The sequence below is a fragment of the Burkholderia sp. MSMB617WGS genome, assembly GCF_001532025.2.
Taxonomy (GTDB): domain Bacteria; phylum Pseudomonadota; class Gammaproteobacteria; order Burkholderiales; family Burkholderiaceae; genus Burkholderia; species Burkholderia savannae.
This window is the reverse complement of the sequence record NZ_CP013457.1, coordinates 3,895,254-3,916,271: the sequence shown is the minus strand read 5'-3', so window position 1 is coordinate 3,916,271 and position 21,018 is coordinate 3,895,254. Positions and strand designations below refer to the sequence as shown.

Annotated in this window: 25 protein-coding genes; 12 read left to right on the top strand and 13 right to left on the bottom strand. The window is 68.0% G+C overall.

The window, feature by feature from the left end; translation table 11 throughout:
• Positions 1-161 precede the first annotated feature (161 nt).
• From WT60_RS19225 to flgA, 13 genes are all read right to left on the bottom strand, one after another.
• Complete coding sequence (locus tag WT60_RS19225; protein WP_059643280.1) at positions 162-518, bottom strand: hypothetical protein; 357 nt, start codon at positions 516-518, stop codon at positions 162-164.
• On the bottom strand, positions 515-856 hold the full coding sequence (locus WT60_RS19220; RefSeq protein ID WP_038748439.1) for a hypothetical protein: 342 nt from the start codon (positions 854-856) through the stop codon (positions 515-517). The genes WT60_RS19225 and WT60_RS19220 overlap by 4 nt, the downstream gene beginning before the upstream one ends.
• The gene (locus WT60_RS19215; protein WP_038748438.1) at positions 853-1,953 is read right to left on the bottom strand and encodes a hypothetical protein; all 1,101 of its coding nucleotides are present in this window, start codon (positions 1,951-1,953) and stop codon (positions 853-855) included. Before WT60_RS19215 ends, WT60_RS19220 begins: the two co-directional genes overlap by 4 nt.
• Positions 1,954-1,995: 42 nt before the next feature.
• Positions 1,996-2,343: a hypothetical protein gene (locus tag WT60_RS19210; protein ID WP_038748436.1), complete on the bottom strand. Its 348-nt coding sequence runs from the start codon at positions 2,341-2,343 to the stop codon at positions 1,996-1,998.
• 49 nt (positions 2,344-2,392) lie between these two features.
• The gene (locus WT60_RS19205) at positions 2,393-2,926 is read right to left on the bottom strand and encodes a RebB family R body protein (RefSeq protein WP_060355809.1); all 534 of its coding nucleotides are present in this window, start codon (positions 2,924-2,926) and stop codon (positions 2,393-2,395) included.
• Between the two features lie 5 nt (positions 2,927-2,931).
• The gene (locus tag WT60_RS19200; protein ID WP_231752771.1) at positions 2,932-3,084 is read right to left on the bottom strand and encodes a RebB family R body protein; all 153 of its coding nucleotides are present in this window, start codon (positions 3,082-3,084) and stop codon (positions 2,932-2,934) included.
• A 127-nt stretch (positions 3,085-3,211) separates the two neighbouring features.
• A complete protein-coding gene (locus WT60_RS19195; protein WP_006024227.1) occupies positions 3,212-3,484 on the bottom strand; it encodes a RebB family R body protein in 273 nt (90 codons plus the stop codon).
• 54 nt (positions 3,485-3,538) lie between these two features.
• Positions 3,539-3,805, bottom strand: a complete 267-nt coding sequence (locus WT60_RS19190) for a RebB family R body protein (protein WP_038748430.1) — start codon at positions 3,803-3,805, stop codon at positions 3,539-3,541.
• A 38-nt stretch (positions 3,806-3,843) separates the two neighbouring features.
• Entirely contained in the window at positions 3,844-4,113 is a 270-nt protein-coding gene (locus WT60_RS19185) for a RebB family R body protein (protein ID WP_006024229.1), read from the bottom strand.
• Between the two features lie 32 nt (positions 4,114-4,145).
• On the bottom strand, positions 4,146-4,436 hold the full coding sequence (locus tag WT60_RS19180) for a RebB family R body protein (RefSeq protein ID WP_006024230.1): 291 nt from the start codon (positions 4,434-4,436) through the stop codon (positions 4,146-4,148).
• Between the two features lie 1,050 nt (positions 4,437-5,486).
• A complete protein-coding gene (locus WT60_RS19170) occupies positions 5,487-5,981 on the bottom strand; it encodes a flagellar protein FlgN (protein ID WP_161788665.1) in 495 nt (164 codons plus the stop codon).
• A gap of 25 nt (positions 5,982-6,006) precedes the next feature.
• On the bottom strand, positions 6,007-6,351 hold the full coding sequence (flgM, locus tag WT60_RS19165) for a flagellar biosynthesis anti-sigma factor FlgM (protein ID WP_038748426.1): 345 nt from the start codon (positions 6,349-6,351) through the stop codon (positions 6,007-6,009).
• A gap of 103 nt (positions 6,352-6,454) precedes the next feature.
• Positions 6,455-8,038 (bottom strand): flagellar basal body P-ring formation chaperone FlgA, encoded by a 1,584-nt coding sequence (flgA, locus tag WT60_RS34565; RefSeq protein ID WP_060355810.1) that lies wholly within the window; start codon positions 8,036-8,038, stop codon positions 6,455-6,457.
• A gap of 235 nt (positions 8,039-8,273) precedes the next feature.
• On the opposite strand from flgA, the gene flgB reads away from it, so the two are divergent.
• The 12 genes from flgB to flgL all read left to right on the top strand — a co-directional run bounded on the left by flgB (position 8,274) and on the right by flgL (position 20,381).
• On the top strand, positions 8,274-8,765 hold the full coding sequence (gene flgB, locus WT60_RS19150; protein ID WP_038748422.1) for a flagellar basal body rod protein FlgB: 492 nt from the start codon (positions 8,274-8,276) through the stop codon (positions 8,763-8,765).
• Positions 8,766-8,849: 84 nt separating this feature from the next.
• Positions 8,850-9,275: a flagellar basal body rod protein FlgC gene (flgC, locus tag WT60_RS19145; protein ID WP_038748420.1), complete on the top strand. Its 426-nt coding sequence runs from the start codon at positions 8,850-8,852 to the stop codon at positions 9,273-9,275.
• Between the two features lie 52 nt (positions 9,276-9,327).
• Positions 9,328-10,203: a flagellar hook assembly protein FlgD gene (gene flgD, locus WT60_RS19140; RefSeq protein ID WP_059578202.1), complete on the top strand. Its 876-nt coding sequence runs from the start codon at positions 9,328-9,330 to the stop codon at positions 10,201-10,203.
• Positions 10,204-10,230: 27 nt separating this feature from the next.
• Positions 10,231-11,472 (top strand): flagellar hook protein FlgE, encoded by a 1,242-nt coding sequence (gene flgE, locus WT60_RS19135; protein WP_038748416.1) that lies wholly within the window; start codon positions 10,231-10,233, stop codon positions 11,470-11,472.
• A 25-nt stretch (positions 11,473-11,497) separates the two neighbouring features.
• Positions 11,498-12,259 carry a flagellar basal-body rod protein FlgF gene (gene flgF, locus WT60_RS19130; protein ID WP_038748414.1) on the top strand — a complete coding sequence of 254 codons (762 nt, stop codon included), beginning with the start codon at positions 11,498-11,500 and terminating at the stop codon, positions 12,257-12,259.
• A gap of 32 nt (positions 12,260-12,291) precedes the next feature.
• Positions 12,292-13,080, top strand: a complete 789-nt coding sequence (gene flgG / locus WT60_RS19125; protein WP_038748411.1) for a flagellar basal-body rod protein FlgG — start codon at positions 12,292-12,294, stop codon at positions 13,078-13,080.
• Positions 13,081-13,100: 20 nt separating this feature from the next.
• Positions 13,101-13,823: a flagellar basal body L-ring protein FlgH gene (flgH, locus tag WT60_RS19120; protein ID WP_038748409.1), complete on the top strand. Its 723-nt coding sequence runs from the start codon at positions 13,101-13,103 to the stop codon at positions 13,821-13,823.
• Positions 13,824-13,828: 5 nt separating this feature from the next.
• Positions 13,829-15,022, top strand: a complete 1,194-nt coding sequence (locus WT60_RS19115; protein WP_052145091.1) for a flagellar basal body P-ring protein FlgI — start codon at positions 13,829-13,831, stop codon at positions 15,020-15,022.
• The gene (gene flgJ / locus WT60_RS19110) at positions 15,023-15,958 is read left to right on the top strand and encodes a flagellar assembly peptidoglycan hydrolase FlgJ (RefSeq protein ID WP_059643274.1); all 936 of its coding nucleotides are present in this window, start codon (positions 15,023-15,025) and stop codon (positions 15,956-15,958) included.
• Positions 15,959-16,173: 215 nt separating this feature from the next.
• Complete coding sequence (locus WT60_RS19105) at positions 16,174-16,932, top strand: flagellar brake protein (protein ID WP_038748403.1); 759 nt, start codon at positions 16,174-16,176, stop codon at positions 16,930-16,932.
• A gap of 197 nt (positions 16,933-17,129) precedes the next feature.
• Complete coding sequence (flgK, locus tag WT60_RS19100; RefSeq protein ID WP_059578216.1) at positions 17,130-19,133, top strand: flagellar hook-associated protein FlgK; 2,004 nt, start codon at positions 17,130-17,132, stop codon at positions 19,131-19,133.
• Positions 19,134-19,148: 15 nt separating this feature from the next.
• Entirely contained in the window at positions 19,149-20,381 is a 1,233-nt protein-coding gene (flgL, locus tag WT60_RS19095; RefSeq protein WP_038748397.1) for a flagellar hook-associated protein FlgL, read from the top strand.
• Positions 20,382-21,018 lie beyond the last annotated feature (637 nt).

Sequence of the window (21,018 nt, the reverse complement as noted above, 5' to 3'; positions counted from 1 at the left end):
GATGGCGGCACTCCTGACGAATGCCGCCGCAGCGTGGCGAGTTCTTCGTCGACGGCCGGCAAGACCCCGGCCTTGTTCCGTCGCGATTTGATTGCGGCCTGGCTCGTTACAAGGTTGCAAGCTGAACGCGCACCTCTCTCGAAGTCGGGGGTATCCATGCGCTACTCCGCCCGCCCCGCCGCAGCCGCCATCGCCTGCTCGGCCAGTCGCTGCGCTTCTTCGACCGCGCGAGTCTCGGCCTCGCCGGCTTGCCGCGACGCGTTCGCCACGGCGGCTTCGCTCGCGGCCGCACCGCTTAGCGCGGCCGCGAGCGCCTGTTCCGCGAGCTTTGCCGCCTCGTCGAGCGCGGCGTGACCGCCGTCGGCCGCGCCGGCGTGCGCCGTGCTGCTCAACGCGGCCCGCATCGCCTCGTCGCTGGCCGCGACCGCGTTGTCGACCGCCTCTTGCGCCTGCGTTTCGGCGATCTGCGAAATGGACTCGGGCGGGTTCGTCGCCGATACGTTGCGTTGAGGTTTCATCGCTTGCCTCGCTTTTTCGACGCCGCAGCCGCAACGCCGGAAACAGCATCGGCCTTTCCGGTCGCGTGCAACGCATGCAGCGATTCCAGCAGCGCCTGTCTGGCTTCCATCACCATCTGCTCAGCCTTCGCGCGCGCTTCCCTGCGCATGTCGGCGACGACGGCGCTCGCGCTCGAGAAGTCCGGCGGCGCGTCGGCCGGCGTGATGCGCGGCGTGATGGGTGGCGTGATGGACGGCGCGACGCCGGACGGTGCCGACACGCGCAGCCGGTCGGCCACCGTTTGCGGATCTTCCATTCGTTCGGATACCTCTTGAATCGATATCTTGGGAATGCTCACGATGCGTTCTCCTGTTCTGTGGACGCTCGGTCCGACTCGATGGTCGCAAGCGCAGCCGGCGCGGCAGGTCTCGCGCCGAAGTCGCTCAGTGAAATCACGCCGTTGCCGCTCAACTGCAATTCGGCGCGCAGCTGCGCCGACTCGACGAGGAACAGACATGTCGCGCCATCCTGGCCCATCGTGCCGCGCTCGGGCTGGTGGGCCGCCAGAAACGACTGCGCCGCATGCATGAAGAGATCGACGATGCGCTTGGCCGCCTCGCCGGTCTCGCCCTTGTAGGCGGTGTGCTGGACGATCTGCTGCGCGCCCTGCGACAACCTCGCAAAACCCACCAGCCGGCCTTGAGCGAGCCAGTTGCGCACCGTCTGCGCCACTTCGGACGGCCCGGCCAGGCCCTGTACTTGCGGGCAGTCGAGCGCGCCGAACAGAACCCGCAGCAACGCTTGCGAAGCGTCGGTGGCCGCGGCATCGCGTCGCTCGGGCGTGGCGGCGCTGCTGTTCAGTTGTTCCGCATAGTCGAGATAAAACCGATAGAAGTCGCAGAACTCGTGCACGGTGCGCGCCTGCTTCAACGCGAACGACGCCGCTTCCTGCTGCAACGGCTGTTGCCTCGCGCTCTGCGGCAGGTGCATGAGGTTCGTGACCGCGAGGCTTTCGTCGAAGCCGAGCGCCTGAAACAGCGGCGCCGATTTGACGCCGAGTTGTGCGAGAAAACTGACGCCCGCGGCCAGTTCGTCGCGTGTGACGAGACCGTGTTCCGAGAGAATCTTCGCGACTTGCGCGGCCACGACGGAGGAGCCGTCGCCGCTTTCGGCGCGCGCGAGGACATTCAGGTCGGCCAGGCTCAGCGTCATGAGCTTCACCGGACTGACCATCAGCCCGAGTTGCGGCAGCAGCGTATGCCGCGACACGTGCAGCCCCTGCTGCACCGTGGCGATCAGCTCGGTTTCGTCCGCGAAGGCGTAACGCGCCGTCGGCGCGGTGGCGGCCCAGTCGAGCCACTCGGTGCCGCCGTCGACGAACTCGAGCGCTCGCTTTCCGATATCGGACAGCGCGTCGGGCTGCGGTATCAACTTGCCGGCAACGGATACGGTCATGGCAATGCTCCTTGGTCGGACTGCGGGTGCATACCGTCCGCTTCAGCCCGCCGGGAAGCCCTTGAGCACGGTCGCGGCGACCGTGCCGATCTTCGCGTAGTCGTCGGTCGCGGACTTCATCATGTCCTGCGCCTGGGTGAGCGCCGCCGCGTATTGCGGCTTGCCGGTGGCGAGGAACTGCGCCATCGCCACGCCGGCGGCCGTCGTCGCGATCGTGGTGATGTTGCGCAGCGCGTCGGTCGCGTCCTGTACCGCGAGCGCGGTCGATTGGGCGACCGACTGGTAGGCCTTGCCCGCGCCGCTCGTCAGCACCACCTGCGGGCTCATCGTCGCGAGTTGGCTCTGGTTGATCACGTCGATGACTTGAGAGTTCACCTTCGAGGGGTCCATGACATTTCCTTCGGTGTATTGAATTGTTCAGCGATCCGCATGAACCCCGTCAGCTCTTGCTGCTCGATCCGCCGTGGATCGGCGTGTCGCCGCCGGGCTTCGATAGGGCCGCCGTGACCGATTGTGCGAACTGATCCAGCGCATACTCGGCGTCGCCCGCGTCCTGCGCGGCCGTGTCGGCCGATACCTTCAGCTCGTCGAGGGCGGCCTTGGCTTCACCGAACGCGGTCTCGCCTTCCTTGACGGCCGCCTCCACGACGGAAACGGGCGACAATGATTCGTCGGGGCCCGGCAGCGGATGCACGTCGGGCGGCGGCGTCGGCGCGGGCGGCGGAGGCGGCGGCGGGACCGGGAACGGCACGGCGAGGATCTTCGCGCACGCGGCCGTCAGCGCGGCCGAATTGATCATGCCTGCGCTTTGCTGGCGGCTCACCGCGTTGTGCATTGCCATGCCGAGCGTCTCCAGCAAGACGGCGTCGAGCATGCCGAACGCTTGTGACGGCGCTTGGCCGGTCGTCAGCGTGACGACGTTGCTGACGGCGTCGACGATTTGACTGTTGACGGAGCTGTCATCGGTGCTCATGACGGTTAGCTTCCCTGTTGGCTTCCCTTTGCGATGATCAAGGCGAGAACCTGAGTCGTGGCCGCGCCGGCGATGACCTGGCCTCGCTGCTGATTGGCGACGGCATTGCTCATCGCGATGCCGAGGCTGTCGGCCATCGCGAGATAGGTCATTGCCATCGCGACTGCGGCCGTTTGACCTACGGCGAGCTCGGGCATCGCGCAGACCGGTTCAGCGGAATACTCGATGGCTGGCGCGCGCGGCGCCCGCGTACCCCGGTGCGTCGGCCGCGGGCGTCACGCGTGGTTATTTCAGGCCGAGGATTTCCGCGGTGGCGGCGCCCGTGGTGCCCGTTTCCACCGTCAGCAGCGTGGACACGGCCTGCGTGGTGGACGCCTGCATCGTCACGTACGATTGCTGCTGATTGTTCGTGGCGTTGTGGGCGGCGTTCGACAGCGCCTGGCTCGTCGCCACGTACAGGTTGCCCATCGCGACGGATGGCGCGTCGCCCAGTACCTTCGTGTTGACTTGCGAGACCGAATCGGTGATCTGGCTGTTGACTGAAGTGGGAAATGCCATGATTCATACTCCTTAATATATGGATGACGAGGCGTGGTGATCGACGCAGGACCCTCAGCCGAGGATCTTCTTGGTCGCCATTGCCGTACTGCCGGTATCCAACGAGTACAGCAGCGCGACGCCCATCGTGGTCGCAGCCTGCGCCGTGACGTACATCTGCTGTTGCGCCAGGGTCGCGTTGTGTGCCGCGTTGGCCAAGGCCTGCGCCGTGGCCTGGTACAGGTTGCCCATCGCAATGGACGCAGACACCCCCAGCACCTGGGTGTTCGCCTGGGTCACCGAATCGGTAACCTGGTTGTTGACGGCGGTGGGAAAGGCCATGTGCTCAACTCCTTGGTGTCAACGGTCGCCGGCAGTCCTCAAGTGCCGAGGATCTTGGTGGTGGCGATCCCGGTCGTGGCCGTGTCGAGCGAATACAGCGTCGCGACGCCCATCGTGGTGGCGGCTTGCGCCGTGACGTAGCTCTGTTGCTGCGCGTAGGTCGCGTTGTGCGCCGCGTTGGCCAAGGCTTGCGCCGTAGCCTGGTACAGGTTGCCCATCGCGATGGCCGGCGCGTCGCCCAGCACTTTGGTGTTGGCCTGGGTGACGGAATCGGTGATCTGGTCATTGACGCTGGTCGGAAAAGCCATGTCGGGCTCCTCAATGAATTAGGCTTGGGCGATCAGCTGCCGAGGCCGCGAACGCCGGTGCTCAGGATGTCCTTGGTCGATACGCCGGTGGCGGCGGTGTCGAGCGAGTACAGCGTCGCCACGCCCATCGTGGTGGCGGCTTGAGTGGTGACGTAGCTTTGCTGCTGAGCGTTGGTGGCGTTGTGGGCGGTATTGGCGAGCGCTTGCGCCGTGGCCTGATAGAGGTTGCCCATCGCGATCGCCGGCGCATCGCCCAATACCTTGGTATTGGCCTGGGTGACGGAATCGGTGATCTGGTCGTTGACGCTGGTCGGAAATGCCATGGTTGCTCCTTGATGAACATGAAGCTGCCTTTCGGCGGGATGTGTTTTCGGTACGAACCCTGCGTCGCTTGGTAGGTCCGTGAAAACATCTTAGGAAAGCAACCGTGGGCGCAATTGGCGCGATCTACGGAAAACGCGGCGCCGAATCGGAAAAGCGGTCGTAATCGGCCGAATGAACGGGCCGCGCGGATCAGCGAATTCGCCGTGTCGGCCTCGATTTACGTCGTGGAGCGAATTGCGGCGTGCGGAAAAAGCGCCGATTTGCGGGGGAAGTTCCGATTGGATTCGGGCGGATGTGAAAGGGCGCCGCCGGCCGGATAAGAAGTCTCGGGTGGTCTCGGATGCCGCTTCGATGGCCGGCGGCGCGGACGATGCGTGAACTGGCGGCCGGGACGTCTTGCTTCGACGCAGCGTCATGCGATGTGATGGTTTGCGGCGGCAGCGGCAGCGGCAGCGGCAGCGGCGGTGGCGGTGGCAGCGGTGGCGGTGGCGGCGGCGGTGGTCGCGGTGCGGTGGCGGCAACCGCAACGGCAACCGCAATGGCAACCGCAACGGCAACCGCAACCGCAACCGCAACCGCAACGGCAACGGCAACGGCAACGGCAGAGGCAGAGGCAGGCGGCCTCGGGTTCCCCGCTCGATTCCGGCGCGGGAAGCGGAGCCCGGTCGAATCCCGGTTTGCGACGCGTGCAAACGGGCGACGCCGGAGCCGCCAAGTCGTTCACGCGTAATGAGTCAGGGGAGGAAAAGTCGGGGCGATGCGCGTCGCCGGATTCGGGGCAATCGGGCGACGGGAACATGGGGCGCCGGGCAGGGCAACGATTCACGCGCATTCCGCCGCGCTCGGGACAGCCATCGTCCGGCGCTCGCGCGCGAGTCAGCTTGTGGCGTCCGAGGGATGAGCGGGGCCGACGAAGGCGCCGGCAGGCGGCGCGAATGAAGCCGATTCGCGATATCGATCGTCGCGAATGAGTACGATCGACGCCGGCTCGGCTTGCTTCGAGAGCCCGTGCCGACGCGCGAGCCGCGCCCGGCGATCGAGGGGCGTATTTAGGGCGCGGCCGTCGCGACGCGGCCGTCCGGCCCGTAAAAGCCGTTGCGCTGCGGCGCGGCGCGCAGCACGGAGAGCGTGCGTTCGTTGTAGTCCATCCGAATGCGGATCAGCATTCCGTTGATCGCGTTCGCGTGGCGCGCGCGCTCGGCCGATTGCTGCAGCAACTGCCAGCCGTTCGCGAGGCGCGCGTCGGTTTCGGCCGCGCGATCCATTCCTTTCTTGCCGGCCGGCAGGCCGCGCGACGCGAGCAGCGTGTCGCGCTGGCGTTCGAGCTGCGCGAGCTTTTCGATCAGCTCGGTTTTCCTGTCGACGATGCCCGGCAGCGCGTCGATCGGCGATGCCGTCGTCAGCGCCTTTTCCTCGTAGGCGAGCAGGGACGCGAACGCTTCGATCGTCGCGTGCTCGTCGTTGACCGTGGCCAGCAGTTCGTCTCTCATCTCGTTTGGCTCGACTTGGCGGCGCGCGGACCGTCCGTGCGCCGTGTTACGCATTCCGTCGTCCGGCCGCGAAGCCGGCTCAGCTGTTGCCCGTTTGCGGCGGCTGCTTCAGCAAATCGCGGGCGGTCTGCAGGATTCCGTCGGCGATCTTGCCCGTGTCGATCGACAGCGTGCCGTTCTTGATCGCGTCCCGGATCGCCTCGACCTGCGCGGTATCGATGTCGGCGCTGCCCGAGGCGGCCAGGCCGCGCAGCGTCGACGACAGGCCGGACAGGCTCACGTTCGCATCCCCGCCCGTCGGCGCGCTCGCGGCGCCGGCAGGCGCCTGAGCCGCGGCCGGCTGGCCGGCTTGCGTGCGAGCCGTGCCCGCACTGGCGTTCGACAGCGTGCGGGCGTTCGAAGTAGTGGTGGAATCGACTTTCACGATGGTGTTTCCTGTACGGGTTTGACCACGATAACGGCAAGGCCGGCCCGAACTTTAGCACCCGTTTTTCGGTAAATCCCTGAATCAACGAAAGTTTGCAATCTTAGAGGGGGATCTCGACCGTCGCGGCGTCCTTGACGATCGCCGTGACGATCTGGCCCGCCGCCATCCGCACCCGCACCTGCTGGCCGGGCGCCGCGTTGTTGAGCACGCTGCCGTCGGCCGAAATCGTGAATCCCTGCCCCGACGCGACGACCCGCACCGTCTGCCCGATCGACACCGACGCCGCGCTCTTCAGCAGATCCTGGCGCAGCGGCAGCCCGGCCGCGACGCGCGTGAGCGCGGTCGCGCCGACCGCCTGCTGAGGATCGGTGATCACGGCGAGCGGCAGCGTCGTCAGGTCGCCGTCGCGCGCGACGAGATCGGCGGCGGACAGCGTTTCGCCGGGCGCGATCTGGCGCGCCGCGATGTAATAGGTCGCCTGGACGGCGAGTTTCGCCTGCAGGTAGATCGTCCACGGACGCTCGCCCGCGCAGCGCACGCCGACCGTCGTGCGGCCCCACAGGCGCGCGCCCGACGGCAGGAACGGCTCGAGCGTCGTGCATGCGGCGAGGCCGCGCGGGAACGCTGGCGCGACCGTGATGGTGGTCTTGCCGGGCAGGCCCGCCGCCTGCTGTTGCAGGAACGCGAGCGCCGCGCGGCGGATCGTTTCTCCGTCCTGCTGGCCGGCCGGAACCGGAATCGGGGCCGGAATCGCAACCGGGGCCGCGGCGGCCGGCGCGGCCGGGGTTTGCGCGCCGGCGGCCGACGCGGCGGACGCCGCCGTGCGAAGCGGCGCGGGACGGGCCGGCAGCGCGCGCGGCGCGGGCTCCGCGCGCAACGACACGGGAAGCACGCCGCTTCGCGTGGCGGCTGCGGCTTGCGCGCGCCGCGCCTGCCACGGCTGGGCGGTTGCCTGCGCGTTGGCGGGCTGGCCGGCGGACGCGCCCGCGTCCCGTGCGACGACCGTCGCGACCTGCTGCGCATCGGCCGGCGCGCGCGGCGCGGCGCCCGCGCGGAATGCGGGATTGGCGCCGGCGGCGACGCTTGCCGCCGGGTTGTTCCGATTCGCGGGGATGGGCGCGTTCGCGCCGCCCGGAGGGGGCCATCCGGCTCTCGCTGACACCGTGCCTGCCGAAGGATTCGATCCGGCCGTCGGCGATGCGGAGTCCGCGCCCCCGGAATTCGCGCCCCCATTGCGCGCGCCTGCCGGCGCGGCCGCATTCGCTTGCCTGCTCCACCCGACGGCGGGCGGTGCCGCGATCCGGTCGCTCGATGCGGCCGGGCCCGGTTCGATCACGATCGGGCCGTCGTTTCGTTCGGCTGCCGTCGCGGGGCGGGCAGGATCGTCCGATCCCGCGCCGGTCCGGCCGGCCCACACGGCGGCCGCCTGGGCGGCGGCCTGCGCGTTCCACGCGCCTGTGCCCGCCGCATGGCCCGTTCCGTTCCGGCCGGCCGCGCCCGGCGTGCCGGCCCCCGCGGCGTTCGCCGCGTTCGCGAGCGCCGTCTCCGCCGATTCGCCGCGCCCGGGAATCACGATCATCCCGCCGTCGCCCGCCTGTTGCGCGAGCGCGCCGCACATCCAGCCCGCCAGCGCGAGCGCCGCCGCGAAGCGCGTGCGCGTCGCGCGGCCTGCGTCAGTCGTCATCGCGCCCTCCTCGAAACCGTTTGGTACGGGTTGCATTCTAGGGATGGGCGAGCGCCGGCAAACCGCGAATAGAGGGGCCCTTTGCCGGTTATTCGCCCGATTGCCCGTTGCGTCGCCCGCCTACCATGCGTCTCATGGAAAAAAGCCTCTTTGGCCGCCCGTGGTCGAGCGACTGAGCGTCGCGGTCGATCGCGGGCGGCGAAGGAGCGGCGCATCTTCAGACGGAGGCTTGCAGATGCTGGACAAACTCGATGCCGAATTCGCATTCGGCCGCCAGGCGCTCGACGTGCGCGCATATCGGCAGGAACTGTTGTCGTCGAACATCGCGAACGCCGACACCCCCGGCTACCGCGCGCGCGACGTCAACTTCTCGTCGACGCTCGCCCGCGCGCTCAAGCAGGACGGCGCGGCGAGCGCCGGCAACGCGGCGCAACTGCCGCTCGCGCAGCCGGCGGGCGTGACGGGCGGGATGTCGATGGCGACGACGTCGGGCGCGCACCTCGCGGGCAACGTGAAGCTGATTCCGACGGGCGGCCCGAGCGACGACTACGGCCGCGCGCAGTACCGGATTCCGCAGCAGCCGGCGCTCGACGGCAACACCGTCGATCTCGACACCGAGCGCGTGCAGTTCGCCGACAACGCGGTGCATTACCAGGCCGGGATGACGGTGATGACCCAGCAGATCAAGACGATGATCGCCGCGATCACGTCGAATTCGAGTTCGTGACGCGCCGCTTCGGCGCTTTTTCCCGCGTGTCGCGCGCGTCACGGGAAACGGTTGAATGAGCGCGCAACGCGATAAGGAGTACGCATGCCTTCGTTGATGAACATTTTCGATGTCGCGGGTTCCGCGATGTCGGCCCAGTCGCAGCGTCTGAACGTGACGGCGTCGAATCTCGCGAACGCCGACAGCGCGACGGGCCCCGACGGCAAGCCCTACAAGGCGAAGCAGGTGGTGTTCGCGACCGCGCCGATGGGGCGCGCGCGCACCGCGTCGGGCCAGGGCGTCGGCGGCGTGCAGGTGACCAAGGTGATCGACGATCCGTCGCCGATGAAGACGACCTACGACCCGTCGAACCCCGCCGCCGACCAGAACGGCTACGTGACGATGCCGAACGTCGATCCGGTGCAGGAGATGGTCAACATGATTTCCGCGTCGCGCTCGTACCAGGCGAACGTCGAGACGCTCAACACCGCGAAGCAGCTGATGCTGAAGACGCTGACGATCGGCAGCTGACGCGCGGCTTTCCATCGACCGAAACACGCATAGCAGAGAAAGGCGAACCGGGATGACATCCTCCTTTACGACCATCGGCAGCAGCGGCACCACCGTGAACCCGCTGCCGTTCGACACGATGAGCTCGAACAGCCAATCGTCGAGCACGACGGGCACGAACGCGGCGAGCGGCACGAGCGGCGCCGGCAACGCCAGCGGCACGAACGGTACGAACGGCGCCGGCGGCACCGGCGGCACGAACGCGAACATCAACGTCGCGAGCTCGCTGTCGACGACGTCGGCGGCCGACCTGCAGACGACGTTCCTCACGCTGCTCGTCACGCAACTCAAGAATCAGGACCCGACGAGCCCCGTCGACAGCTCGCAGATGACGTCGCAGCTCGCGCAGATCAACACCGTGAGCGGCATCGCGCAGCTGAACACGGCGCTCACGTCGCTGTCGTCGCAGCTCACCGCGGGCCAGCAGACCCAGGCGGCGATGCTGATCGGCTCGAACGTGCTCGCCCCGGGCAACACCGTGCCCGTCAAGAGCGGCGCGGCCTCGCCGTTCGGCGTGCAGCTCACGAGCGCCGTGTCGAACCTGACGATCACCGTGAAGAACGCGTCGGGCGTCGTCGTCAACACGATCAACGCGGGCGCGCAGTCGGCGGGCACGGTGCCGTTCAACTGGACGCCGACCGACACGGCCGGCAACGCGCTGCCCGACGGCACCTACACGATCAGCGCGAGCTACACCGACACGTCCGGCAAGCAGTACGCGCCCACGACGCTGTCGTCCGCGCAGGTGCTGAGCGTCGTCAAGCAGGCGGACGGCACGCCGGGGCTCGTGCTGTCGAACGGCTCGACGGTCGGCTTCAGCCAGGTCGCGTCGATTTTCCCGAACACGAAGAGCGCGTCGAACGGCAGCTCCTCGTCTTCCACCAACTAATCCAGCTTCTTCGCTACGGAGACCGAGATGGGCTATCAACAGGGTTTGAGCGGTTTGGCGGGCGCGTCGAGCGATCTCGACGTGATCGGCAACAACATCGCGAACGCCAACACGGTGGGCTTCAAGGGCAGCACCGCGCAGTTTTCCGACATGTACGCGAATTCGGTCGCATCTGCCGTGAACAACCCGATCGGCATCGGCACGATGCTCGCGTCGGTGCAGCAGCAGTTCAGCCAGGGCACGATCTCGTCCAGCACGTCGTCGCTGAACGTCGCGATCAACGGCAACGGCTTCTTCCAGATGTCGAACAACGGCGTGACCACGTACTCGCGCGACGGCACGTTCCAGCGCGACAAGAACGGCTACATCGTCAACTCGCAGGGCCTGAACCTGATGGGCTACGCGGCGAACGCGAACGGCGTGATCAACACCGCGGCGACCGTGCCGCTGCAGGCGCCGACGACCAACATCGCGCCGACCGCGACGACGAAGATCACCGGCCAGTTCAACCTGAACTCGCAAGATCCGGTGCCGACGACGACGCCGTTCAACTATTCCGATCCGACGAGCTACAACTACACGACGTCGGTGCAGGTGTTCGACACGCTCGGCGGCTCGCAGAACGTCAACCTGTATTTCGTGAAGAGCGCGACGTCGGGCCAGTGGGAGACGTACGCGGGCCCGTCCGGCCAGACGCCGACCGATCTCGGCGCGGTCAGCTTCAACACGGGCGGCACGATCACGGGCACGACGGTGCCGGGCGGCGCGCCGACGACGAACGTCGGCCAGTTCTCGTTCACGATCCCGACGACGACGGGCGCGGCGAACCCGCAGACCCTGACGCTCGACCTCACCGGCACGACGCAGTACGGCGGCAAGAGCGGCATCAACAACCTCGCGCAGAACGGCTTCGCGAGCGGCATGCTGACGACCTTCTCGATCGGCACGGACGGCAAGGTCACGGGCAACTACTCGAACGGCCAGACGTCGACGCTCGGCCAGATCGTGCTCGCGAACTTCAACAACCCGAACGGCCTCGCGAACGTCGGCAACAACCAGTACGTCGAGACGGCCGCGTCGGGCGTGCCGCAGATCTCGGCGCCCGGCAGCACGAACCACGGGACGCTGCAAGGCAGCGCGCTCGAAAACTCGAACGTCGACCTGACGAGCCAGCTCGTCGACTTGATCACCGCGCAGCGCAACTACCAGGCGAACGCGCAGACGATCAAGACGCAGCAGACCGTCGACCAGACGCTCATCAACCTGTAATCGCCTTCGCGGACAACAGCCAGCCATGGACCGACTGATCTATACGGCGATGACGGGCGCGACGCAGTCGCTCGAGCAGCAGTCCGTCGTCGCGAACAACCTCGCCAACGCGTCGACGACGGGGTTCCGCGCGCAGCTCGCGACGTTTCGCGCGGTGCCGATGAACTTCGACGACGGCAGCGGCAACGTCGATCCGGCGACGACGCGCACCTACACGCTGTCGTCGACGCCCGGCGCGGACTTCACGTCGGGCCCGATCGAGCGCACGGGCAATCCGCTCGACGTCGCGGTTCAGGGGCCGGGCTGGCTGTCCGTGATGCTGCCGGACGGCAGCGAGGCGTACACGCGCGCGGGCAACCTGCACGTGGACGAGAACGGGCAGCTCGTGACCGCGAGCAACTTGCCCGTCGTCGGCAACGGCGGCCCGCTCGCGGTGCCGCCGAACGCGCAGCTGACGATCGGCGCGGACGGCACGGTGTCGGCGCTGATGCCGGGCGATCCGCCGACCGCCGTCGCGATGATCGATCAACTGAAGCTCGTGAACCCCGACGCCGCGACGATGACGCGCGGCAACGACGGCCTGTTCCGCACCGCGGACGGCAATCCCGCCGACGCCGATCCGGCCGTGAAGGTCGTGCCGAATTCGCTCGAAGGCAGCAACGTCAATCCGGTGGCGGCGATGGTGTCGATGATCGACAACGCGCGCGCGTTCGAATTGCAGACGAAGCTGATCCAGTCCGCCGACCAGAACGAGCAGGCGGCGAACCAGCTGCTCAATTTCAGCTGAGCGCCGCGAAGCGCCAGACAAGGAGTCAACACGTGAACCGTTCCCTTTACATCGCCGCGACCGGCATGAATGCGCAACAGGCGCAGATGGACGTGATCTCGAACAACCTCGCGAACGTGAGCACCAACGGCTTCAAGGGCTCGCGCGCGGTGTTCGAGGACCTGATGTACCAGACCATCCGCCAGCCGGGCGCGAACGCGACGCAGCAGACCGAGCTGCCGTCGGGCCTGCAGCTCGGCACGGGCGTCCAGCAGGTCGCGACCGAGCGGCTGTATACGCAGGGCAGCCTGCAGCAGACGGGCGGCTCGAAAGACATCGCGATCAACGGCCAGGGCTTCTTCCAGGTGCTGATGCCGGACGGCACGAATGCGTACACGCGCGACGGCTCGTTCCAGACCAACGCGCAGGGCCAGCTCGTCACGTCGAGCGGCTATCAGGTGATTCCGGCGATCACGATTCCGCAGAACGCGACGTCGCTCACGATCGGCAGCGACGGCGTCGTGTCGATCACGCAGCCGGGCTCGAACAACGCGGTGCAGATCGGCGCGCTCCAGATCGCGACGTTCATCAACCCGGCCGGCCTCGACGCGAAGGGCGAGAACCTGTTCGCGGAGACGACGTCGTCGGGGCAGCCGAACGTGTCGCAGCCGGGCCTGAACGGCGCGGGCACGCTCAAGCAGGGCTATGTCGAATCGTCGAACGTGAACGTCGTTCAGGAGCTCGTCAACATGATCCAGACGCAGCGCGCGTACGAAATCAACAGCAAGGCCGTGACGACGTCCGACCAGATGCTGCAGACCGTCACGCAGATGTCGCGCTAACGGGCCCCAGGTCAGAAGCCATGAAGCAGGTTCGTTTCCTTCCGCCATCGGCGCGCCGCGCGCGCGTCGCGGCCGCGCGCCGTCCGGCCGCCGCCGCGCTCGCCGCCGCCGCGCTCGCGCTCGCGGGCTGCGCGCAGCTGCCGCGCGAGCCGATCACGCAGCAGCCGATGTCGGCGCCGCCGCCGATGCCGCCCGCGATGCAGGCGCCCGGCTCGATCTACAACCCGGGCTACGCGGGCCGGCCGCTCTTCGAGGATCAGCGGCCGCGCAACGTCGGCGACATCCTGACGATCGTGATCGCGGAGAACATCAACGCGACGAAGTCGTCGGGCGCGAACACGAACCGGCAGGGCAACACGAGCTTCGACGTGCCGACGGCGGGCTTCTTGGGCGGCCTCTTCAACAAGGCGAACCTGTCGGCGGAGGGCGCGAACAAGTTCACCGCGACGGGCGGCGCGAGCGCGGCGAACACGTTCAACGGCACGATCACCGTGACGGTGACGAACGTGCTGCCGAACGGCAACCTCATCGTCAGCGGCGAGAAGCAGATGCTCATCAACCAGGGCAACGAATTCGTGCGCTTCTCGGGCGTCGTCAATCCGAACACGATCTCGGGCCAGAACTCGGTCTACTCGACGCAGGTCGCGGACGCGAAGATCGAATACTCGGCGAAGGGCTACATCAACGAAGCCGAGACGATGGGCTGGCTGCAACGCTTCTTCCTCAACATCGCGCCGTGGTGAAGACGATGCGTACCTTGCTCGCGCGCGTCGTGCGCCCTCTCGTCCGATCGAATCGCCGCGCGGCGGCGCGCTGCGCGCTCGCCGCCTGCGCGCTCGCGCTCGCATTCGCGCCCGTCGCCGCGCGCGCGGAGCGCCTGAAGGATCTCGCGCAGATCCAGGGCGTGCGCGACAACCCGCTGATCGGCTACGGCCTCGTCGTCGGCCTCGACGGCACCGGCGACCAGACGATGCAGACGCCGTTCACCACGCAGACGCTCGCGAACATGCTCGCGAACCTCGGCATCTCGATCAACAACGGCGCGGCGAACGGCGGCGGCTCGTCGGCGATGACGAACATGCAGCTGAAGAACGTCGCCGCGGTGATGGTGACGGCGACGCTGCCGCCGTTCGCGCGGCCGGGCGAGGCGATCGACGTGACGGTGTCGTCGCTCGGCAACGCGAAGAGCCTGCGCGGCGGCACGCTGCTGCTCACGCCCCTGAAGGGCGCGGACGGCCAGGTGTACGCGCTCGCGCAGGGCAACATGGCGGTGGGCGGCGCGGGCGCGGCGGCGAACGGCAGCCGCGTGCAGGTGAACCAGCTCGCGGCGGGGCGGGTCGCGGGCGGCGCGATCGTCGAGCGCTCGGTGCCGAACGCGCTCGCGCAGATGAACGGCACGCTGCAACTGCAATTGAACGACATGGATTACGGCACCGCGCAGCGGATCGTGTCGGCGGTGAACTCGAGCTTCGGCGCGGGCACCGCGACGGCGCTCGACGGCCGCACGATCCAGCTGACGGCGCCCGCCGATTCGGCGCAGCAGGTCGCGTTCATGGCGCGGCTGCAGAACCTCGAAGTGAGCCCCGAGAAGGCGGCGGCGAAGGTGATCCTGAACGCGCGCACGGGCTCGATCGTGATGAATCAGATGGTGACGCTGCAGAACTGCGCGGTCGCGCACGGCAATCTGTCGGTCATCGTCAATACGCAGCCCGTCGTGTCGCAGCCGGGGCCGTTCTCGAATGGCCAGACGGTCGTCGCGCAGCAGTCGCAGATCCAGCTCAAGCAGGACAACGGCTCGCTGCGGATGGTGACGGCGGGCGCGAACCTCGCCGAAGTGGTGAAGGCGCTCAACTCGCTCGGCGCGACGCCCGCGGATCTGATGTCGATCCTTCAGGCGATGAAGGCGGCGGGCGCGCTGCGCGCGGATCTGGAGATCATCTAAGTGACGACTTTCACGAAAGCGAACGATCTGTCGCAGCGCTTCGCGCTCGACGTTCAAGGGTTCGACGCGCTGCGCTCGAAGGCCGCGGCGGCGACGCCGCGCGAAGGCGTGAAGATGGTCGCGGGCCAGTTCGACGCGATGTTCACGCAGATGATGCTCAAGAGCATGCGCGACGCGACGCCGTCGGACAGCCCGTTCGATTCGAACTCGACGAAGACGTACACGTCGATGCTCGACCAGCAGCTCGCGCAGCAGCTGTCGTCGAAGGGAATCGGCGTCGCCGACGCGCTGACGAAGCAGCTGATGCGCAACGCGAATGTCGCGCCCGACACGCAGAGCGAAGGCGGCATGGCCGCGATGAGCGCGCTCGCGAAGGCGTATGCGAACGCGAACGGGGCGCCCGGCAACGGCGCGCTCGCGGGCAAGCGCGGCTATTCGGCGGCGAGCGCGCTCACGCCGCCGCTCAAGGGCAACGGCGGCTCCGAGCGGGCGGACGCGTTCGTCGAGAAGATGGCGGGCGCCGCGCAGGCGGCGAGCGCGGCCACCGGCATTCCGGCGCGCTTCATCGTCGGCCAGGCGGCGCTCGAATCGGGCTGGGGCAAGCGCGAGATCCGCGGCGCGAACGGCGAATCGAGCTACAACGTATTCGGCATCAAGGCGACGAAGGGCTGGACGGGGCGCACGGTGTCGGCCGTCACGACCGAGTATTCGAACGGCAAGCCGCACCGCGTCGTCGCGCAGTTTCGCGCGTACGACTCGTACGAGCACGCGATGACCGACTACGCGAGCCTGTTGAAGAACAACCCGCGCTACGCGGGCGTGCTGAACTCGGGGCAGAGCGCGGAAGGCTTCGCGCACGGGATGCAGAAGGCCGGCTATGCGACCGATCCGCACTACGCGAAAAAGCTGATTTCGATCATGCAGCAGATCGGCTGACGCAAGCCGAGCAACCGTTCGGTACATTTCGGACCGCGCCAGGCCTGGCCTCGCGCGGTTTTAACGTTTGCTGAAAAAATAAACTCGGGTTTCGATCTAAACTTTGCGCTGCTGTTGCCGCTAAACGTGAGAGACCAACGATCGGGCGGATCGCGCCTGGTCATAACGCGCCCCCGAAGTCCGCCAGGCGCATCGAGATAAAATACCGGCAAGCCATGAATACCGAACAGTCGACGAGTCAGGCCGCGAGCGCCGCCGCGCATTCCGGCCATGATTACGGCCGCCGCAATCCGCTCGAGATCGGCGTGCAGCTGCGCAATCTCGTCAATCGAGGAGATTTCCTGACCGTCCAGTACCAGGGCGGTCAGCTTGTCACGCGCATTCTCGACGTCGACGTCGGCGCGCGAACCTTCGTGTTCGACTGGGGCGCGCTCGCCGACCAGAACGCGGGCATCCTCGCCGCGCCGGACTGCGTGTTTCATGCGGCGCCGGAGGGCGTGCGCGTCGAATTCTCGACCGCGACCCCGCGCGAGACCCGCTACGAGAACCTTCCCGCGTTCGAAGCCGATTTCCCCGACGTGCTGTACTGCGTGCAGCGCCGCGAATATTTCCGCGTCGACGCGCCGATCCTCGATCCTTACGTGTGCCGCGGCAAGCTGCCGGACGGCGAGACTTTCCTGTTCGAAGTGCACAACCTGTCGCTCGGCGGCCTCGGGTTGCGCACGGTCGACGAGCGCGTGTCGACGCTCGAGCTTGGCACGACGCTGCCCGACGTCGAATTGAACCTGAACGGCCATGGGATGCTGTCGCTCGATCTGCAGCTCGTGTCGCACCGCTCGACCGACGCGCCGAACGGCACGCGCCGCTACCAACTGGGCTTTCGCTTCCTGTCGCTGCCGGGCAGCGCGGAGAACACGCTGCAGCGCCTCATCACGCAGCTCGAGATGAAGCGCCGGCAGCTCGCGCGGGCCTGAGCCGCGCGGCCATCGCGCCCGTGCGGGCCAGGCCGCACGCGACGCCCGCAGCCATCGCGACGGCGCCCGCGCGCCGGCCGCGGCGCGCCGCATGCATTTTTGCGCGCGCATTCCCTCAATTTTTCTCACGCGCGGCCGTTATACCGGGAGTCCACGCAACCCGGCGGCCGCGGCGCGGCCGGCTCATAGGATCGCGCATGTCCAATACCCTCATGAACCTCGGGATCAGCGGCCTGAACGCCGCGCTCTGGGGGATCACCACGACCGGTCAGAACATCAGCAATTCGGCGACGCCCGGTTATTCGGTCGAGCGCCCCGTGTATTCGGAGGCGAGCGGCCAGTACACGAGCAGCGGCTATTTGCCGCAAGGCGTGACGACCGTGACGGTCCAGCGGCAGTACAGCCAGTATCTGTCGAACCAGCTCAACGCGGCGCAGACGCAAGGCAGCTCGCTGTCGACCTACTATTCGCTCGTCGCGCAACTGAACAACTACGTCGGCAGCCCGACGGCCGGCATCTCGACCGCGATCACGAACTACTTCACCGGCCTGCAGACGGTCGCGAACAACGCGGCCGATCCGTCCGCGCGGCAGACCGCGATCAGCAACGCGCAGACGCTCGCGAGCCAGCTCGTCGCCGCGGGCCAGCAGTATTCGCAACTGCGGCAGAGCGTGAATTCTCAGCTCACCGACACCGTCACGCAGATCAACAGCTACACCGCGCAGATCGCGCAGCTCAACGAGCAGATCGCGTCGGCGAGCGCGCAGGGGCAGCCGCCGAACCAACTGCTCGACCAGCGCGATCTCGCGGTGTCGAACCTGTCGCAGCTCGCCGGCGTGCAGGTCGTGCAGAGCAGCGGCAGCTACAGCGTGTTCCTTTCGGGCGGCCAGCCGCTCGTCGTCGGCAATGCGAGCTATCAGTTGGCCGCGGTCGCGTCGAAGTCCGATCCGAGCGAGCTCACGATCGTGTCGCAGGGCGTCGCGGGCGCGAATCCGCAGGGCAGCCCGCAGTACCTGCCCGACGTGTCACTGACGGGCGGCACGCTGGGCGGCCTGCTCGCGTTCCGCAGCCAGACGCTCGATCCGGCGCAGGCGCAGCTCGGCGCGCTCGCGGTCAGCTTCGCGTCGCAGGTCAATGCGCAGAACGCGCTCGGCATCGACCTGTCGGGCAATCCGGGCGGCAACCTGTTCACGGCCGGCGGCCCGACCGTCTACGCGAATCAGGGCAATACCGGCGGCGCGACGCTGTCCGTGTCGTTCGCGAACGGCTCGCAGCCGACGTCGAGCGACTATTCGCTGTCGTACGACGGCTCGAAGTACACGCTGACCGATCGCGCGACGGGCAGCGTCGTCGGCACCGCGACGCCGACCACCAACCCGCCGACGATGACGATCGGCGGCTTGAATCTGTCGCTTTCGGCCACGCCCGCCGCGGGCGACGCGTTCACCGTGCTGCCGACGCGCGGCGCGCTCGACGGCTTCGCGCTCGCCACTTCGAGCGGCTCGGCGATCGCGGCCGCGTCGCCGGTGCTCGCGGCGGCCACGTCGACGAACAGCGGCACGGGCGCGATCACGCAGGGCTCGGTGAGCGCGGGCTATCAACTGCCGTCCGGCACGACGACGCTCACCTACAACGCGTCGTCGAAGACGCTCTCCGGCTTCCCGGTCGGCACGACGGTGACGATCGCGGGCACGCCGCCGACGTCGGTCAACATCACGAGCGCGACGACGCCCGTGCCTTACGATGCGTCGGTCGGCGCGTCGCTGACGATCTCGAGCACGACGCAGCCCGCGCCGTCCGGCGTGATGAACGGCGTGAGCGTGTCGCTGTCGGGCGCGCCCGCGGACGGCGATCAGTTCACGATCGGCGCGAACAAGGGCACGAACGACGGCCGCAACGCGCTCGCGCTGTCGCAGCTCGTGAGCTCGAAGACGATGAACAACGGCACGACCACGCTGACGGGCGCCTACGCGGGCTACGTGAACGCGATCGGCAACGCGGCGAGCCAGCTGAAGGCGTCGAGCACCGCGCAGACGGCGCTCGTCGGCCAGATCACGGCGCAGCAGCAGGCGGTGTCGGGCGTGAACCAGAACGAGGAAGCGGCGAACCTGATGCAGTACCAGCAGTTGTATCAGGCGAACGCGAAGGTGATCCAGACGGCGGACTCGCTGTTCCAGACCGTGCTCGGTCTGTTCAACTGAACGAGGTAGACGGCGATGCGCATTTCCAGCTCTCAGCTCTACAGCCTGAACGTCAGCATGATGAACGACCAACAGGCGCAGATCGCTCAGCTCTACCAGCAGGTGGCGAGCGGCGTCAGCCTGACGACGCCCGCCGACAACCCGCTCGCGGCCGCGCAGGCGGTGCAGCTGACGGCCACGTCGGCGACGCTCGCGCAGTACACGTCGAACCAGTCGACGGTGCTGACGTCGCTGCAGACCGAATCCTCGACGCTCACGAGCGTGAGCGACGCGCTCAACGCCGCGTATCAGACGATCATGCACGCGGGCGACGGCGGATTGTCGGACAGCGATCGCGCGGCGCTCGCCGCTCAGCTCCAGGGTTCGCGCGATCACCTGCTCACGCTCGCGAACACGACGGACGGCGCGGGCAACTACGTGTTCGCGGGCTTCCAGCCGACGACCGCGCCGTTCGCGAACAAGGCGGGCGGGGGCGTCAACTACAGCGGCGACTACGGCTCGCGCGTCGTGCAGATCGCCGACACGAACACGGTCTCGCAGGGCGACAACGGCGCGAGCGTGTTCCTGTCGGTGCCGTTCCTCGGCAGCCTTCCGGTGCCGGCCGCGGCCGCGAGCAACACGGGCACGGGCACGGTCGGCGCGGTCAGCATCACGAATCCGTCCGATCCGACCAACGCGCACCAGTTCACGATCGCCTTCGGCGGCACGGCGGCGGCGCCTACCTATACGGTGACCGACAACACGGTCCAGCCGCCGACGACGAGCGCCGCGCAGCCATACTCGTCGGGCCAGGGGATCAACCTCGGCGGGCAGACGGTCGCGGTGTCGGGCACGCCGGCGGCGGGCGACCAGTTCACGGTGACGCCCGCCCCGCAATCGGGCGCCGACGTATTCGCGACGCTTGACACGGCGATCGCCGCTTTGAAGGCGCCCGTCGGCAACAGCCCGACCGCGTCGACCGCGCTCTCGAACGCGATGGCCACCGCATCGACGAAGCTGATGAACACGCTGACGAACGTGCTGACCGTGCAGGCCTCGGTCGGCGGCCGCATGCAGGAGGTGAAGGCGATACAGTCGGTGACGTCGACGAATTCGCTGCAGGCGGCGAACAGCCTGTCGAACCTGACCGACACGAATCTGCCCGCCGCGATCAGCCAGTTCCTGCAACTGCAGAATTCGCTGAGCGCCGCGCAGAAGGCGTTCGTGCAGATGCAGAACCTGTCGCTGTTCCAGTATCTGAATCCGTAAGCGTCGCGGCTCGCGCTCGGCGGCGGGGCGGCCGGCGAGGCGGGGGCGGGGCGACGGGTGATCGGTTCGTCGACGGCGCGGTTTGCGGCCGCGCCGCGCGTGCACGACGCATGGCGGTGATCAAGCGGGCGGCTCTTGCCGCCCGTTTTGCTTTTCGGGGCGGGCGTTTTACCGTCGGCATCGGTGGCATCGGTGGCTTCGGTGGCATCGGTGGCTTCGCCGGCGCCGCCGCCTTCGCAGGCGCGACCGCGCCGACGGGACGCAGCGGGACCGCTTTCGTGCGCTGTGACTTGCCGTGCGCAGCGGCAGCGGCAGCGGTTGCGATTGCGTCGCGCGCGTGGGGCACCGGCCGTATCGACTGCATCGGCCTTATCGGTCTCCTCAGTCCCATCGGCCGCGGCCAGGCGCGCTTTGTCGGCCCGGCCGCCTTTCGGAATCGGCGGCGCGCGCCCGGCGAGATCGCGCGCGGGGCTTCCAAGCCGCGTTCCTTCGTCACCCTCGCTGTCCGCGGTCGCGGCCCGTTTTCATCACCTCCGCGCGGATGCGCTTCCTTTCCCCTTCCTTGCGTTTCCTGTCCGCGCGCATCCCGCGCCGCGGCCGTTTTTGCGCGCCGCTTGTCAGCGCGATTCCCGCTTCG